This window comes from Stenotrophomonas sp. STEN087, from assembly GCF_056759115.1.
In genome coordinates, this window is the sequence record NZ_JBRRCR010000024.1 from 1 (window position 1) to 14,332 (window position 14,332).

A 14,332-nucleotide genomic window follows, 5' to 3' on the forward strand; every position below is an offset into this window, starting at 1 on the left:
GCCTGCTCAACCGCACCACGCTTGAACTCGGCACTGAACTTCCTACGCTTTGACATGAACACTCCTCATGGCCTGGATCGGCCTTCTTGTAAGTGTCCGTGAAAACGGGGGGTGAACCCATTTGCCAGTGCTCGGTCACCGTCCCGTCTGCTGCCTTGGTCCGGTTCAAAATCAACTGCTGTAGCGGGTCGCCACCGGTCATGCGCCTGAGCAGCGCGTCGATGTCCTCTTCCTTGATTGCCATGTGCCGCTCCCTCAATACCTCGAAGGCTTGAGAATACCGCGCCGCCAGTTGCAGGGCGCGCAGTTGGGCCACGGCCAGCTCCGAGGTGCGCAGGGTGCGTTTGAAGATGCGTCGGCCAACCATGGCCTGTAGATCGGTGGGGACCCGTTGCCGGAAAGACCAGAGCCCAGAGGGCGCGCGAACAAGGTGATGTGGGATGCGCATCGAGAGATGTGTCCCGATTTGTGTCCCGCCGAAGGTCACCCCAGAAAAGCAAAAACCCCTGCGTAAACAGGGGTTTGCGTAATCTGGCGGAGAGAGGGGGATTCGAACCCCCGAAGCGCGGTTTAGACGCTTACACACTTTCCAGGCGTGCTCCTTCAACCACTCGGACACCTCTCCGGATCCCTGCCATCGGCAAACGCCTCAGCAGGGGCGCAGATTCTAGCGGGCGGCGCGGCAGTACACAAGCACCCCCAGTCATCGATGTGCAGTGGGTGTGTCGAAGGCGAGGGGGCTGGACAGGCATGGCACAATGGAGCATCCGATGGAAGACGGTGGCCTGATGTCCTATCTCGTGCTTGCCCGCAAGTGGCGTCCGAAGCGTTTTGCCGAGCTGGTGGGCCAGGAACACGTGGTCCGTGCGCTCAGCAACGCGCTGGACAGCGGCCGGGTCCACCACGCGTTCCTGTTCACCGGTACCCGCGGCGTGGGCAAGACCACCATCGCGCGCATCTTCGCCAAATCGCTGAACTGCGAGCAGGGCACCAGCGCCGACCCGTGCGGCCAGTGTGCGGCCTGCCTGGACATCGACGCCGGCCGCTACATCGACCTGCTGGAAATCGATGCCGCGTCCAACACCGGCGTGGATGACGTGCGCGAGGTGATCGAGAACGCGCAGTACATGCCCTCGCGTGGCAAGTACAAGGTCTACCTGATCGACGAAGTGCACATGCTCTCCAAGGCGGCGTTCAATGCGCTGCTGAAGACGCTGGAAGAGCCGCCGGAGCACGTGAAGTTCCTGCTGGCCACCACCGATCCGCAGAAGCTGCCGGTCACCGTGCTCAGCCGCTGCCTGCAGTTCAACCTCAAGCGCCTGGACGAGGACCAGATCCAGGGGCAGATGACCCGCATCCTCGCCGCCGAGGATATCGAGGCCGACGGCAGCGCCATCGTGCAGCTGGCCAAGGCCGCCGACGGCAGCCTGCGCGACGGCCTGTCGCTGCTGGACCAGGCGATCGCCTATGCCGGCGGCGCGCTGCGCGAGGACGTGGTGCGCACCATGCTGGGCACGGTCGACCGTACCCAGGTGGCGGCCATGCTCGACGCGTTGGCCGAGGGCGATGGCCCGCGCCTGCTGCAGGTCGTGGCCGCGCTGGCCGAGTTCTCGCCGGACTGGAGTGGCGTGCTGGAAGCGCTGGCCGAAGGCCTGCACCGCATCCAGGTGCAGCAGCTGGTGCCCGGCGCCGCCGCCCCGGTCGAAGGCCTGGACGCTGCCGCGTTTGCCGAGCGCCTGCGCGCGGAAGTGGTGCAGCTCTGGTACCAGATGGCCCTGAACGGCCGTCGCGACCTGCCGCTGGCGCCGAGCCCGCGTGCCGGCTTCGAAATGGCGGTGCTGCGCATGCTGGCGTTCCGCCCGGCCGCCGCGGTGCCGCCGGTGCCGAAGTCGGTCGAAGGTGCGACGGGTGGTGCTGCGGGCGGCAACGCCGGCGGTGGCCATGCCGCCGGTGCCGGCAGCAACGACGCCGCACCTGTGGCTGCAGCCGCGGCGGCGAGTCCGTCGGCGGTGGCCGACGTGGCTGCCCCGATGCAGGCTGCGCCGCGAGAGCCCGAACCTGAGCCTGAGCCGGCCCCGCAACCGGAGCCGGAGCCGACCCCGGAGCCTGAACCGGTTCCGGTGGAAGAACCCGTGTCGCCGCCGCCGGTGAAGGCCGAAGCGGCGCCGCAGGTGGCCGAGGCGGATGATCTGCCGCCGTGGGCCACCGACGAAGCCGACGCGCGTGATCAGGCGCTGGCGGCGGAAATGGACGTGCCGGTCGCGATGGCGACGCCGGAGGCGGCCATGGTCGCCCCGTGGCAGGAACCGCCGGCCCCGGTGGCCGTGGCGGCCGAGCCGGAGCGCGCGTTCCATGCCGAGGGCATCGAGATCGCCCCGGCCGCGCCGGTGGCAACGCCGGCGCCAGCAGCGCATCAGGGCAGCATTTCCGACCTGGCCAGCGCCGAAGACTGGCTGGACCTGGTGGCCAACAGCGGCCTCAGCGGTCCTTCGCGGCAGCTGGCGGCCAACGCGGCCTTCATCAGCTGCCAGGGCGGCACCTTGAAACTGGGCCTTTCGCCCGGATTTGAGTACCTGCGTTCCGAACGCGCGCTGTCCGCCCTGGGCGACATGCTGGAAAAGGCCCTGGGCCAGGCGCCGAGGATCGTGGTCGAGACCGTGGAAACCGAGCAGGTCCCGGCCGAGACCCTGCACCAGCGTGCCGACCGCCAGCGTGGCGAGCGGCAACAGGCCGCCGAGGCCATTTTCATGGACGATCCGGAAGTGCAGCTGCTGATCCAGCAGCATGGCGCCCGGGTTGTTTCCGACTCCATCCGTTCTTTTGACGAGTAAGACACTATGCGCGGCAACATCGCCCAACTGATGCAGCAGGCCCAGAAGATGCAGGAAAACCTGCAGAAGGCCCAGGAAGAAATCGCCAAGATCGAAGTGACCGGCAGCGCCGGTGGCGGCATGGTCAGCGTGACCCTGACCGGCGCCAAGGAATGCCGCAAGGTGCGCATCGATCCGTCGCTGACCAGCGACCCGGAAATGCTGGAAGACCTGATCGCCGCGGCCTTCAACGACGCCTCGAACAAGATCGATGCCGAGTCGAAGTCGAAGATGGGTTCGGCCACTGCCGGCATGCAGCTGCCGCCGGGCATGAAGCTGCCGTTCTGATGTCCAGCGTGGCGCCCGCGCAAGCGGGTGCCACGGACCCCGTAGAGTCGAGCGTGCTCGACGCAATGAAAGCCTGCCGCCGTGTCCGCACCCCTGCTTGAACAATTGATCGATGCACTGCGGGTGCTGCCTGGCGTTGGCCAGAAGACCGCGCAGCGCATGGCCTACCACCTGCTCGAACGCGAGCGTGAAGGTGGGCAGCGGTTGGCCGAGGCGCTGGCGCTGGCGGTCGAACGCATCGGCCATTGCGCGCAGTGCCGCGATTTCAGCGAAACCGAGCTGTGCCCGACCTGTGCCAACAACAGTCGCGAGCGCAGCCAGCTGTGCGTGGTCGAGTCACCGGCTGATCGCCTGGCCATCGAAAATGCCACCGGCTTCCGCGGCGTCTACTTCGTGCTGCAGGGCCGTCTGTCGCCGCTCGATGGCGTGGGCCCGCGCGAACTGGGCCTGGAGCAGCTGGAACAGCGGCTGGCGCAGGGCGAAGTGCAGGAACTGATCATCGCCACCAGCGCCACCGTTGAAGGCGAAGCGACTGCGCACTACCTGGCCCAGCTGGCGCGTGCGCGCCAGGTGCAGCCGAGCCGTCTGGCGCAGGGCCTGCCGCTGGGCGGTGAACTGGAATATGTCGATCGCGGCACGCTGTCGCATGCCTTCGGGACGCGCAGCGAATTCCGCGACTGACCGCGGCCGCGCGTGGCGTGGCCGGCCTACAATGCGGAAGACATCCCGCCGAGGCCGACCATGACCACCGAAACCCTCTTCAGCAAGATCATCCGTCGCGAGATCCCGGCCACCATCGTCTACGAGGATGACGAGGTGCTGGGCTTCAAGGACATCGCACCGCAGGCGCCGGTGCACGTGCTGTTCATTCCGAAGAACGAGATCATCCCGACCCTGGACGACCTGCAGCCGTCGCAGGCGCACCTGATCGGCAAGCTCGCCCTGGCAGCAGCCGCGTATGCGCGCAGCGAAGGCTTCGCCGAGGATGGCTACCGCATCGTGATGAACTGCCGCGAAGATGCCGGGCAGACCGTGTTCCACATCCACATGCATCTGTTGGCCGGTGCGCCGCTGGGCCATTTCGGTACGCCGGGGCGTTGAGGCAACGGCAGCCATGGCTTCCGTGCCGACCAACGGTCGGCACCCACCGTGGATGGCGGTCGGCACCCACCGTGGATGGTGCACCAGCAAAAAGGCCGCCCGAGAGCGGCCTTTTGCGTCACGCGGGACGTGGCAGGTTTACCACCAGCCCCAGCCGCGGTAACCGCCCCAGTACGGGCCCCACGGACCCGGGCCCCACGGGCTGTACGGGTAGGGCACGACATCGACCTGACGCTGTTCCGGCCACAGGTAGATGACGTCGGCCGCCAGCTTGGGCAGGCGGTAGTCGTACTCGCCAATGCGGGTGTTGGCGTAGCCGTCGATCTTGCCGATGAAGGTCACGTCGCGACCGGCCTCGAACACCGCCGGATCATAGAAGCCGGCACGGCAGGCGATGAAGCGGCCGTCGCTGGCGTCGGACGAGGTCTGGTTCGGGCGGCCGCTGCCATTGAGCGGGCGCGAGATGATCTGGAAGCAGGTCTCGCCCTGGCCGGGCTGGGTTTCGATGATGCGGCCACCCCAGCGAACGGGGGTGCCCACCTGCTGGGTGGCAACCGAGTCGCGCGGGGAAACCACGCTGAACTGACCCTGCAGCGGCTTGGGGGCCGTGGCGCAGGCCGACAGGGCCAGGGCGGCCACGGCGGTGAGAAGGAACTTGGTGTTCATGAAGTAGCTCCGGAAGTCGGGCGATGCCTGCGCAGGTCCCGCAATAATGGGGCGAGCTCGGTACGAGTGCCAGCGTAGCGCGCTTCGGCGAAACGCTGGCTGAGTGCGATGAGGGCAGGATCGGGGCGCTGGGCATGGACCCGCTGGGCCCAGGCCAGGGCGGGTTCGTGCGGCTCGCGGGCCAGCCCCAGCCGTGCGTAGCGGCGGCCCAGCCGGTGCCAGGCGCGCAGCAGCGGGTCGCGCTCGCGTTCGCCACGGGCCAGCAGCCAGGCCATCCAGCCCATCGCCAGCAGGGCGGTGGCCACGAAGCCGGCCAGCAGCTGGCCGGGCTTCAGCTCATCCAGGCCCAGCGGCTGCAGCAGCTGCTGCTGGCGGCGCGCGTCGAAGGACAGCACCAGGTCGTTCCAGCCACGGCGCAGCCAATCGCCGATCTGACCGGCCTGCAGCCAGCGCTGCTGCAGGTCGAGGTCGGCGCCGGCCGGCAGCCGGTCTTCCAGCGTGTCGAGGATGCGCTCGGGTGCCACTGCCGCGGTCGGGTCCACCCGCACCCAGCCACGCTGGGGCAGCCAGACTTCGGCCCAGGCGTGGGCGTCCATGCGCCGCACGACCCAGTAGTTGCCGAGCCGGTTGCGGGTGCCGCCGGCAAAGCCGGTCACCACGCGCGCGGGAATGCCGGCGTTGCGCATCAGCACCACGAAGGCCGAACTGAAGTGCTGGCAGAAGCCGGCCTTGTAGTCGAACAGGAACGCGTCCACCGGGTCGCGCCCGGCCGCTGGGGTGTCCAGCGTGTAGGAGAAATCCGCGGTGATCCAGTCCAGGGCGCGGCGGACGACGGCGGCATCGTCGTCGCCGGCTTCCTGCCGCCATTGCCGGGCCAGCGCTGCCGTGCGCGGGTTGAAGTTGGCCGGCAGCTGCAGCGCCGCACGCCGCTGGTAGGGCGAGAGCTCGGCATCGAAGCGCGTCGCCGGTGCCGAGTGCAGGCGCCAGCGGGTCAGTGCGGAGAGCGGGCGCTGGCTGGCCAGGCTCATCTCAGAGTTGAGCGCGGTGCCTTCCGGGGCAGCCGTGGGCAGGTCCAGCGCCACCAGCAGGCGGCGGTCGGTGGGCTCGTAGTCGATCTGGTAGTCCCAGCCCGGGCCTTCGTGGGTCACCTGCGCTGGTCGGCGGTAGTCGGTGTTGCGGTCACGCGTCCAGACGTGGCCATCGAAGCGGGTCAGCACCGGACCACGCCAGTAGCGCTGCTCCGGCTGCGGCACGGGGCCGAAGAACTGCACGCGCAGTGCCGGGGTGTCATCGGCCATCAGGTCCAGCCACTTGTCCGGCTCCATCGAGTCGGACAGGCCGGGGGTACCGACCGCGCGTTCGGGCACGCCCCACAGCGGCGAGGACAGCCGCGGGAACAGCCAGAAGCAGGCCAGGGCCAGGGGCAGGCCGATCAACAGCAGGCGGCCGACGCCGCGCAGCTGGCCGGGCAGGGGCAGCGCCGCGCTGCGGCCTTCGTTGTGGGCCAGCCGCTGCAGGGCGAGCAGGCTGCTGATGCCGGCCAGTGCGGCCAGCAGCGTGGTCAGGGGCCCCTGGTCGAGCAGGAAGGCGGCAAACGGGCCGAACAGGGCGAAGCCGAGCAGGCTGCGTGCATCACGCACGCTGCGCAGTTCGCTGGATTTGATCGCCAGCATCGCTGCCAGCAGTGCGCAGCCGGTATCGCGCCCGGGCCGCACCGCGCCCATCTGCCAGACGATGGCGCCCAGCATGGCCAGCACCAGCAGCAGGCGCACCGGCATCGGCAGCACGCCTCGCAGCGACAACGCAGCGGTCGCCAGGCCGGCCACCGCGATCAGCGCGGCCAGCGCGCTGGGCAGCTGCAGCAGCAGCGGCAGCAGCGCCAGCGCGGCGCTGGCCAGGGTCCAGTTGCGCGCGTTGCGGTCCAGCAGGGGGGCGGGCTCAGTCATGGGGCATCAGCGCCAGTGCGCGCAGGCACGCATGATGGTGGCTCGCGCCCTGGCCGGGGCCGAGCGCGGGCTGCGAGGGCAGCAGCAGGGTGTAGCGTCGGCCTTCGCGCTCGGCGCTGTCGACCCAGCGCGCCAGGCGCGAGATGCGCGCTTCCGTCGGCAGGGTGGAGAGCGCGCGCCAATCCAGCACCACTTCGATGCCGACCGGCTTTTCGTATTCGCGCACCAGCAGCGTGTCGCGGCGTGCCGAATGCTTCCAGGCGATGCTGCGCGGCGGGTCGCCTGCGCGATAGGGGCGCAGCTGGTGCAGCTCCTCGCCGCTGGCGTGGGCGCGGGTGTGCAGCAGGTCGCTGCCCTGTTCGGGCAATGACGGCGCCACAGCCTCGGCCACCGGGTGCACCAGCAGCGGTTGTTCCGGCCACACCCAGGACCACGCGCGCACCAGGCCCAGCGGCTGGGTGCTGGACAGGCGGATGCGCGGAAGGTCGAGCCAGCCGCGCCGCTCGGTGGGCACGTCCAGCTCCACTTCACCACGGCCCTGTGCGGGCAGGTCGGTCCAGGCCTGGCTGTCGCCGACCTGCAGTTCCAGACCGTGGCGTGGCCGCGGGTCGCGCAGCGACAGGTCGACGCGCAGGCGCAGCGGCTGGCCCGCCGGCACCGGCTCGGCCGAGATGGCGTCGATCTGCACGCCCGACAGCTGCAGGTGGGCGGCGATGGCGCTGGCGATGGCGGCCGCCGCCAGCAGCAGGGCCAGCAGCATGGCCGGGTTGTTGTTGTAGTTCAGCGCGCCCAGCAGCATCGCCGACAGCAGCAGGGCCACGAACAGGCCGAAGCGCGTGGGCAGCACGTAGATGCGCCGGCGGTCGAGCCGCTGCGGCAGGGCTTCGGGCGTGCGCGGACGCGCCAGGCGAAGCAGGCGTGAGCCGCGTGCGGGCATCCTCAATCCACCGCGACGGTCTGCAGGATGGCGCGCGCCAGCGCCGGACCCGTGCTCGATTCGGACTCGCCCACCAGACGGTGGCCGGCCACGGCGACGAACAGGGTCTGCACGTCTTCGGGTACCACGTGGCCGCGGCCGAGCAGCAGCGCGTGGGCCTTGGCTGCGCGCAGCAGGGCCAGGCCGGCACGTGGCGACAGACCCACGCGCACGCCGGCATGCTGGCGGCTGCGGGTCAGCAGGGCCTGCACGTAGTCCACGAGCGCGTCGCTGACGTGGATCTGGCCGACCGCTTCACGCAGCTGACGCACCTGGTTGTCATCCAGCTGCGGCACGGCGCGCGCGATCAGATCGCGGCGGTCGGTGCCGCGCAGCAGCTCGCGTTCGGCCTGCGGGCTGGGGTAGCCCATCGCCAGCCGCAGCAGGAAGCGGTCCAGCTGCGAATCGGGCAGCGGGAACGTACCGGACAGATCGACCGGATTCTGCGTGGCGATCACGAAGAACGGGTCGGGCAGCGGATGGGTCTGCCCGTCCAGCGTCACCTGCTGTTCGGCCATCGCTTCCAGCAAGGCGCTCTGCGTGCGTGGCGGTGCGCGGTTGATCTCATCGGCCAGCAGCACGTGCGAGAACACCGGGCCGGGATGGAACTGGAACTGGCGCGTGCCGGCGTCATACACCGATACGCCGAGCACATCGGCCGGCAGCAGGTCGGAGGTGAACTGCACGCGCTGGAAGCTCAGCCCCAGGCTGCTGGCCAGTGCATGGGCCAGCGTGGTCTTGCCCAGGCCTGGCAGATCTTCGATGAGCAGATGGCCACCGGACAGCAGGGCGACGAAAGCCAGCCTGACTTCCGGCACCTTGCCGAGCACCAGGGCATTGACCTGATCCTGTGCCTCCCGCAGGGCCTGGCGCAGTTGATCGGTTAGCATGCTGGGCATGGGGGACGGAGCTGGCATGTTCGTCTCACGTTCGGGAACCATTCGATTCTATCCATAGAGCAATGCAGGGCGAACAGCGCGCACGTACGATTTTTCTCTGGTTATGGACGCTGGTCACAGCGGCCAAGCTGCTCGTGGCCGCGCGTCTGCCCCTGTTCGTGGACGAGGCGTTCTATTGGCAGGAAGGCCAGCACCTGGCGGCGGCGTACTCCGACCTGCCGGGATTGACCGCGTGGCTGGCGCGCGTGGGCGTGGAAATCGGCGGCCAGCACGTGCTGGCACTGCGTCTGCCGTTCCTGGCCATCGGCGCACTGCTGCCGTTGCTGGTCGCGCGTGTCGCCACGCGCTGGTTCGGCAACGTGGCCGGCTGGCAGGCGGGCAGCCTGACCCTGCTGATGCCGTTGTCGGCCACGCTGGGCCTGTTGGCCGTGCCCGATGTGCCGATGGCACTGGCTGCGGTGCTGTGCCTCGATGCCGGTGCACGCCTGCTGCGCAGCGTCGATGCGTCGTCCGCGATCAAGCTGGGCCTGGGCCTGCTGATCGGTGCGCTCAGCCACTACCGCTTCATTGGCGTGATCGGTGTCGGCTTCATCGCGCTGCTGGTGTTGCCGCAGGGACGGCGCATGCTGGCTGATCCGCGCGTGTGGGTGGCGCTGGCAGTGGGTGTATTGGCGTGGTTGCCGCTGCTGGCGTGGAATGCCGACAACCATGATGCCGGCCTGAAATTCCAGGTGGTCGAGCGCCATCCCTGGGCGTTTGAATGGCGCGGGATGTGGTTCCTGGTGATCCAGCCGATGCTGGTCACGCCCATCCTGTGCATCGCGATGTGGAAGGTGGCGTTGGCCGGTACGCGCAGCGGCGGTGGCGCGCGCACGCAGTGGCGCTACTTCGGCCTGGTCGGCGGCGTGTCAACGCTGAGCATTTTCCTGCTGGGCTTCTTCACCGATGTCGAGCGCATCAGCTTCCACTGGCCGCTGCCGGGCTACCTGGCGCTGCTGGTGGCGGTGCCGGTGGTGCTCAACGGCTGGCCGCGCTGGCTGCGCCGCACCGGCTGGTGGCTGGCCGGCATCGGCATGACACTGGCGTTCGGCTATTACCTGGTGGCGTCGACGCCGTCGTTGCGCGAACAGCTGGCCGGTGACAAGTACTACCCGCGCAACTTCGCCGGCTGGGAACCGCTGGCGGCCGCCGTACGCGACGAACTGCAGCAGATGCCGGAAGGCACACGCGTGCTGGCCGGCAACTTCAAGGTGGGTGCCGAGCTCGGCTTCCAGCTCGGCGACGGCAACATCACGGTGCTGCCGCACCCGCTCAACGACAAGCACGGGCGCACCGCGCAGCTGGCGCAGTGGGGCCTGGTACACGAGGGCGAGCGCGGCGGGCCGATGCTGCTGGTGCTGTCGCCCAGCGATCAGCGTTTCCGTGACCTGGTGCCGCGCTACCACGCGGTGTGCGCGCAGGTGGGACCGCTGCCGCCGCCGAAGGTGGTCAGCAACGATCATGGTTTCCAGCGCTTCCTGTTGTTCCGCCTGCCTGCGCAGCGCGTTGAAGGCGAGTGCGTGACGCCGGCCGTCGCCTATCTGGATTCACCGGCCAACGGCGAAGCGGTGTCGGGCACGCTTTCGGTGAAGGGCTGGGCGTTCAAGGACGGCATCGGCCTGGCCCGGGTGGAAGTGCTGGTGGACGGAAAGCCGGTGGGCGATGCGCAGTACGGTCGCGAGCTGGACATCCGCCCGTTGTGGCCGATGTCCAATGATCCGCAGCACCCGAATGCCGGCTTTGATGCCAGCGTGGATACGCAGGCGCTGTCACCCGGCCGGCATTGGCTGGGCCTGCGGTTGCATGGCCGCGATGGCAGCGTGGAAGACTGGCAGGAGCAGCCGTTCGAGGTGGAGCGGTAAGCCGTCCATGTAGAGTCGAGCCATGCTCGACTGCTCTTCGCTCCCTGTAGAGCCGAGCCATGCTCGGCTGGCTGTGAGAGGCAGCCGAGCATAGGCTCGGCTCTACAAAAGCCAGTGGCTTACGGCACGGCGAAGCCGGCCCGGCGCAGCAGCCCGCACAGTGCGATCAGCGGCAGCCCGACCAGGGCGGTGGGGTCGCGGTTGTCGATGGCCTCGAACAGGCTGATGCCCAGACCCTCGCACTTGAAGCTGCCGGCGCAGTCCAGCGGCTGCTCTGCGGCCACGTAGCGGGCGATCTCCTGCGCCTGCAGCGGGCGGAAGCGCACTTCGGTCAGGTCCATGGCCGCGAACGATTCTCCATCGTGCGTGAGACTGATCGCGGTATGGAAGCGCACCGTCTGCCCGGCCATTGCCGCCAGCTGGGCGCAGGCGGCCTCGACCGTGCCTGGCTTGCCCAGCGGCTGGCCGTTCAGGTCCGCAACCTGGTCCGAGCCGATCACCCAGGCGCCGGGGTGGCGCGCGGCGACCTCGGCGGCCTTGGCAGCCGCCAGCCTCCCGGCCAGGGCCAGCGGGGCTTCGCCGGCCTGCGGGGTCTCGTCCACCGCCGGGCTTGCGCAGTCGAAGGGCAGGCCGAGGCGCTGCAGCAGCTCGCGCCGGTAGCGGGAGGTGGAGGCCAGAAGCAGGGCAGTCATGCGACAATTCCGGGGCAGGGCGCGGCAGTCTGGCCCGGCGCCGAGGCTGCCAGCAAGCCCCTGTATGGCGGGCATTTGACAGCGGCGGTCCCGATCCTTAGTATTCAGCGGCTTATGTCCGCGAACGTGCCCGAAACGCTGGATGCTTGGCGGATGGTCGTAGCGCGAAGGCGCTTCGACGGCCAGGTCTCTTTGGCTGATTTGACTCGCCTGCAAGGGTTGGTCGCCGATACCGACGGTGAGTGCAATTACTCGCTTGAATTCGGTCGCGACGACGTCTTGCGGGTATCCTATGTGGAACTGACCATCGATACCGCGTTGCCGCTGACCTGTCAGCGCAGCATGCAGCGATTCCTGTTGCCGGTGAAGATGACCCAGAGGCTTGGCCTGATCCGCGACGAGGACGAGGAATCGTCCCTGCCCGAGGAGTACGAGGCGTTGCTGGTGCCGGAAGATGGGCAGCTGCGTCCGCTGGACCTGGTCGAAGATGAATTGGTGCTGGCGGTACCCGTGGTACCGCTGTCGCCGGACGGTGAGGCAGTCAACAGGGACTGGGCACCGACCGAAGAAGAAACGAAGCAGGCCAACCCGTTTGCGGCGTTGGCGGCACTGAAGAAAGAGTAAAAGCATTAGCAGCCGGATTGTCGTCGGCGGCTGCGGCGAAAGCGAAAGTGTGCTGGGCGCTGGCGTCCTGCGCGACGATACGACGAAGCAAATCGAACCGAGTTTGGAGCAATCCCATGGCTGTCCAGAAATCCCGTGTCACCCCGTCCCGCCGCGGTATGCGCCGTGCGCATGACGCCCTGAGCGCCAAGCAGCTGTCGACCGACCCGACCACCGGCGAAGTGCACCTGCGTCACCACATCACTGCTGACGGTTTCTACCGCGGCAAGAAGGTCATCCAGACCAAGACCTCGGCCGTCGAAGAAGATTGATGTGCCGGAAGGCCGCTGCCCCAGGGCAGCGGCCTTTGCCTTCTTCCCCGGGCATGCCGGTGATCGGCAGCCTGCGCAACAGGAAACATGATGAGCAAGCGGATCTACTCGAGGATCGCGGGCACCGGTAGCTATTTGCCGGAAAAAGTCCTGACCAACGCCGACCTGGAAAAAATGGTCGAAACCTCGGACGAGTGGATCCAGTCGCGCACCGGTATTCGTGAACGGCACATCGCGGCCGAAGGCGAAACCACCAGCGACCTCGGCTACCACGCCGCGGTGCGTGCGCTTGAAGCGGCCGGTATCGACGCTTCGCAGCTCGACATGATCGTGGTCGGTACGACCACGCCTGACCTTATTTTCCCGTCCACCGCGTGCCTGATCCAGGCCAAGCTCGGTGCGTCGGGCTGCCCCGCCTTCGACGTCAACGCGGCCTGCTCGGGCTTCGTGTTCGCGCTCAGCGTGGCCGACAAGTTCATCCGTTCCGGTGATGCCCGCTACGTGCTGGTCATCGGCGCCGAAACGCTCACCCGCATCGTCGACTGGGAAGACCGCACCACCTGCGTGCTGTTCGGCGACGGTGCCGGCGCGGTCGTGCTCAAGGCCGACGAAGAAACCGGCATCCTCAGCACCCACCTGCATTCCGATGGCAGCAAGAAAGAGCTGCTGTGGAACCCGGTCGGCGTGTCGGTCGGTTTCAAGGATGGCAGCGGCAACGGCGGCGGCACCATCAACATGAAGGGCAACGACGTGTTCAAGTACGCCGTCAAGGCGTTGGACTCGGTCGTGGACGAAACCCTGGAGGCCAACGGCCTGGGCAAGTCCGATCTGGATTGGCTGATCCCGCACCAGGCCAACCTGCGCATCATCGAAGCCACCGCCAAGCGGCTGGACATGTCGATGGACCAGGTCGTGGTCACCGTCGACCGCCACGGCAACACCTCCTCCGGCTCGGTGCCGCTGGCGCTGGACGCCGCGGTGCGTTCGGGCAAGGTCGAGCGCGGCCAGCTGCTGCTGCTGGAAGCCTTCGGTGGCGGCTTCACGTGGGGTTCGGCCCTGCTGCGCTATTGATAGCGTAGTTACGACAAAGTGAAGTCTGTCGTTACGGCCCCTCTGGGGCCGTAACGCGTTCAGGAGATCCGTCATGGTTGAGCCCATCGTCATCGAAGGGCAGCGCGCCTGGCTGAAGCAGTACGGCAAGGGAAGCCGCGCATTCGCCCTGGGCCTGCTCAATTTCATCGCCCGCCGCTTCCACCTCGATGCCCTGCGTCCGCCGCCGCACCGCGGGGGCGATGCCGCGCGCGAGACCGAGGCCCGCCGCTTGGGCGAGCTGCACGCGCAGGGCGTGAACGTGCCCGAAGTGATCGGCAGCGGCCACGCCGCGCTGGTGATCGGCGACAACGGCGGTTCCTTCAATACCTGCCTGCGCGAAGCCGATGACGCCGGTCGTGACCGGCTGGTGGCCGCCGCGATGAAGGCCCTCGCCGAAGCCCATGCCCGTGGCGCCTATTTCGGCCAGCCGGTGCCGCGCAACCTCACCTGGGACGGCCAGAGCGTGGGCTTCATCGATTTCGAGGAAGACCCGCTGGAAGTGATGGACCTGGCCGAGGCGCAGGCCCGCGATTGGCTGATGTTCGGCTACGGCGTGGCCAAGTACTACGGCGACCGCCCCGAACGCCTGCAGGCGATGATGGCCGAGGCCATGAACAGCGTGCAGGGGCCGGTGCGCGCCCACGTGCATTCGGTCAGCGGGCGCCTGCAGGGCCTGGCCCGGGTCTGCATGAAGATGGGGCGCTCGGCGCGCGCGTTGGCGCATTCGATCTTCATCACCCATGGCGCCACCACGCTGGGCCTGATCATGGTGGTGGGGCTGTGCGTGGACTGGTTCGCCGATGGCGAGCTCGACATCCTGCAGCTGTTCTGCTGATCGGGGCAGGGGTCAGAGCCCTTTTCCATGGGAAAAGGGATCCGACCCCGTCGTAGGTCCATACGCCCTGCATACGCGCACGTACAGACGACACGGGGGATTCGCCCTTATCATGGCCCGCTTCGATTGCA

The 14,332-nt window shown here is 68.2% G+C and carries 15 protein-coding genes and 1 tRNA gene; 9 read left to right on the top strand and 7 right to left on the bottom strand.

Features of this window, described 5'->3' with window-relative positions; translation table 11 throughout:
• Both ACVOK1_RS08625 and ACVOK1_RS08630 read right to left on the bottom strand, forming a co-directional pair.
• On the bottom strand, nt 1-448 hold a 448-nt coding region (locus ACVOK1_RS08625; RefSeq protein ID WP_481561759.1), incomplete at its 3' end, for a DUF6538 domain-containing protein.
• Between the two features lie 84 nt (nt 449-532).
• A tRNA-Ser gene (locus tag ACVOK1_RS08630) sits at nt 533-625 on the bottom strand.
• A gap of 145 nt (nt 626-770) precedes the next feature.
• On the opposite strand from ACVOK1_RS08630, the gene dnaX reads away from it, so the two are divergent.
• The 4 genes from dnaX (at nt 771) to ACVOK1_RS08650 (ending at nt 4,259) form a co-directional block, all read left to right on the top strand.
• Entirely contained in the window at nt 771-2,831 is a 2,061-nt protein-coding gene (gene dnaX, locus ACVOK1_RS08635) for a DNA polymerase III subunit gamma/tau (protein WP_481561760.1), read from the top strand.
• Nucleotides 2,832-2,837: 6 nt separating this feature from the next.
• On the top strand, nt 2,838-3,158 hold the full coding sequence (locus tag ACVOK1_RS08640; RefSeq protein WP_005408298.1) for a YbaB/EbfC family nucleoid-associated protein: 321 nt from the start codon (nt 2,838-2,840) through the stop codon (nt 3,156-3,158).
• 81 nt (nt 3,159-3,239) lie between these two features.
• Nucleotides 3,240-3,839, top strand: a complete 600-nt coding sequence (recR, locus tag ACVOK1_RS08645; RefSeq protein ID WP_108760009.1) for a recombination mediator RecR — start codon at nt 3,240-3,242, stop codon at nt 3,837-3,839.
• A gap of 60 nt (nt 3,840-3,899) precedes the next feature.
• On the top strand, nt 3,900-4,259 hold the full coding sequence (locus ACVOK1_RS08650) for a histidine triad nucleotide-binding protein (RefSeq protein WP_108770623.1): 360 nt from the start codon (nt 3,900-3,902) through the stop codon (nt 4,257-4,259).
• A gap of 138 nt (nt 4,260-4,397) precedes the next feature.
• Here ACVOK1_RS08650 and ACVOK1_RS08655 read toward each other — a convergent pair whose 3' ends face one another.
• The 4 genes from ACVOK1_RS08655 to ACVOK1_RS08670 are packed head-to-tail and all read right to left on the bottom strand — an operon-like array spanning nt 4,398 to nt 8,764.
• Nucleotides 4,398-4,925, bottom strand: a complete 528-nt coding sequence (locus ACVOK1_RS08655; protein WP_108767977.1) for a Slp family lipoprotein — start codon at nt 4,923-4,925, stop codon at nt 4,398-4,400.
• Entirely contained in the window at nt 4,922-6,871 is a 1,950-nt protein-coding gene (locus ACVOK1_RS08660; RefSeq protein ID WP_108767978.1) for a transglutaminase TgpA family protein, read from the bottom strand. Before ACVOK1_RS08660 ends, ACVOK1_RS08655 begins: the two co-directional genes overlap by 4 nt.
• Complete coding sequence (locus tag ACVOK1_RS08665) at nt 6,864-7,814, bottom strand: DUF58 domain-containing protein (RefSeq protein WP_406232753.1); 951 nt, start codon at nt 7,812-7,814, stop codon at nt 6,864-6,866. Before ACVOK1_RS08665 ends, ACVOK1_RS08660 begins: the two co-directional genes overlap by 8 nt.
• Nucleotides 7,811-8,764 carry an AAA family ATPase gene (locus ACVOK1_RS08670; protein WP_108770624.1) on the bottom strand — a complete coding sequence of 318 codons (954 nt, stop codon included), beginning with the start codon at nt 8,762-8,764 and terminating at the stop codon, nt 7,811-7,813. The genes ACVOK1_RS08665 and ACVOK1_RS08670 overlap by 4 nt, the downstream gene beginning before the upstream one ends.
• A 44-nt stretch (nt 8,765-8,808) precedes the next feature.
• Between ACVOK1_RS08670 and ACVOK1_RS08675 the strand changes: the two genes are divergently transcribed.
• Nucleotides 8,809-10,647 carry a glycosyltransferase family 39 protein gene (locus ACVOK1_RS08675; protein ID WP_481561761.1) on the top strand — a complete coding sequence of 613 codons (1,839 nt, stop codon included), beginning with the start codon at nt 8,809-8,811 and terminating at the stop codon, nt 10,645-10,647.
• A 119-nt stretch (nt 10,648-10,766) separates the two neighbouring features.
• Here the strand turns inward: ACVOK1_RS08675 and ACVOK1_RS08680 are convergent, their stop codons facing one another.
• The gene (locus ACVOK1_RS08680) at nt 10,767-11,339 is read right to left on the bottom strand and encodes a Maf family protein (protein ID WP_481561762.1); all 573 of its coding nucleotides are present in this window, start codon (nt 11,337-11,339) and stop codon (nt 10,767-10,769) included.
• 114 nt (nt 11,340-11,453) lie between these two features.
• Between ACVOK1_RS08680 and ACVOK1_RS08685 the strand changes: the two genes are divergently transcribed.
• The 4 genes from ACVOK1_RS08685 (at nt 11,454) to ACVOK1_RS08700 (ending at nt 14,201) form a co-directional block, all read left to right on the top strand.
• Nucleotides 11,454-11,963 carry a YceD family protein gene (locus ACVOK1_RS08685; RefSeq protein WP_108770625.1) on the top strand — a complete coding sequence of 170 codons (510 nt, stop codon included), beginning with the start codon at nt 11,454-11,456 and terminating at the stop codon, nt 11,961-11,963.
• Nucleotides 11,964-12,079: 116 nt separating this feature from the next.
• Nucleotides 12,080-12,274 carry a 50S ribosomal protein L32 gene (gene rpmF / locus ACVOK1_RS08690; RefSeq protein ID WP_004154640.1) on the top strand — a complete coding sequence of 65 codons (195 nt, stop codon included), beginning with the start codon at nt 12,080-12,082 and terminating at the stop codon, nt 12,272-12,274.
• 90 nt (nt 12,275-12,364) lie between these two features.
• Complete coding sequence (locus ACVOK1_RS08695) at nt 12,365-13,345, top strand: beta-ketoacyl-ACP synthase III (protein WP_108767982.1); 981 nt, start codon at nt 12,365-12,367, stop codon at nt 13,343-13,345.
• Nucleotides 13,346-13,418: 73 nt separating this feature from the next.
• Nucleotides 13,419-14,201 carry a BUD32 family EKC/KEOPS complex subunit gene (locus ACVOK1_RS08700; RefSeq protein WP_481561763.1) on the top strand — a complete coding sequence of 261 codons (783 nt, stop codon included), beginning with the start codon at nt 13,419-13,421 and terminating at the stop codon, nt 14,199-14,201.
• Nucleotides 14,202-14,332 lie beyond the last annotated feature (131 nt).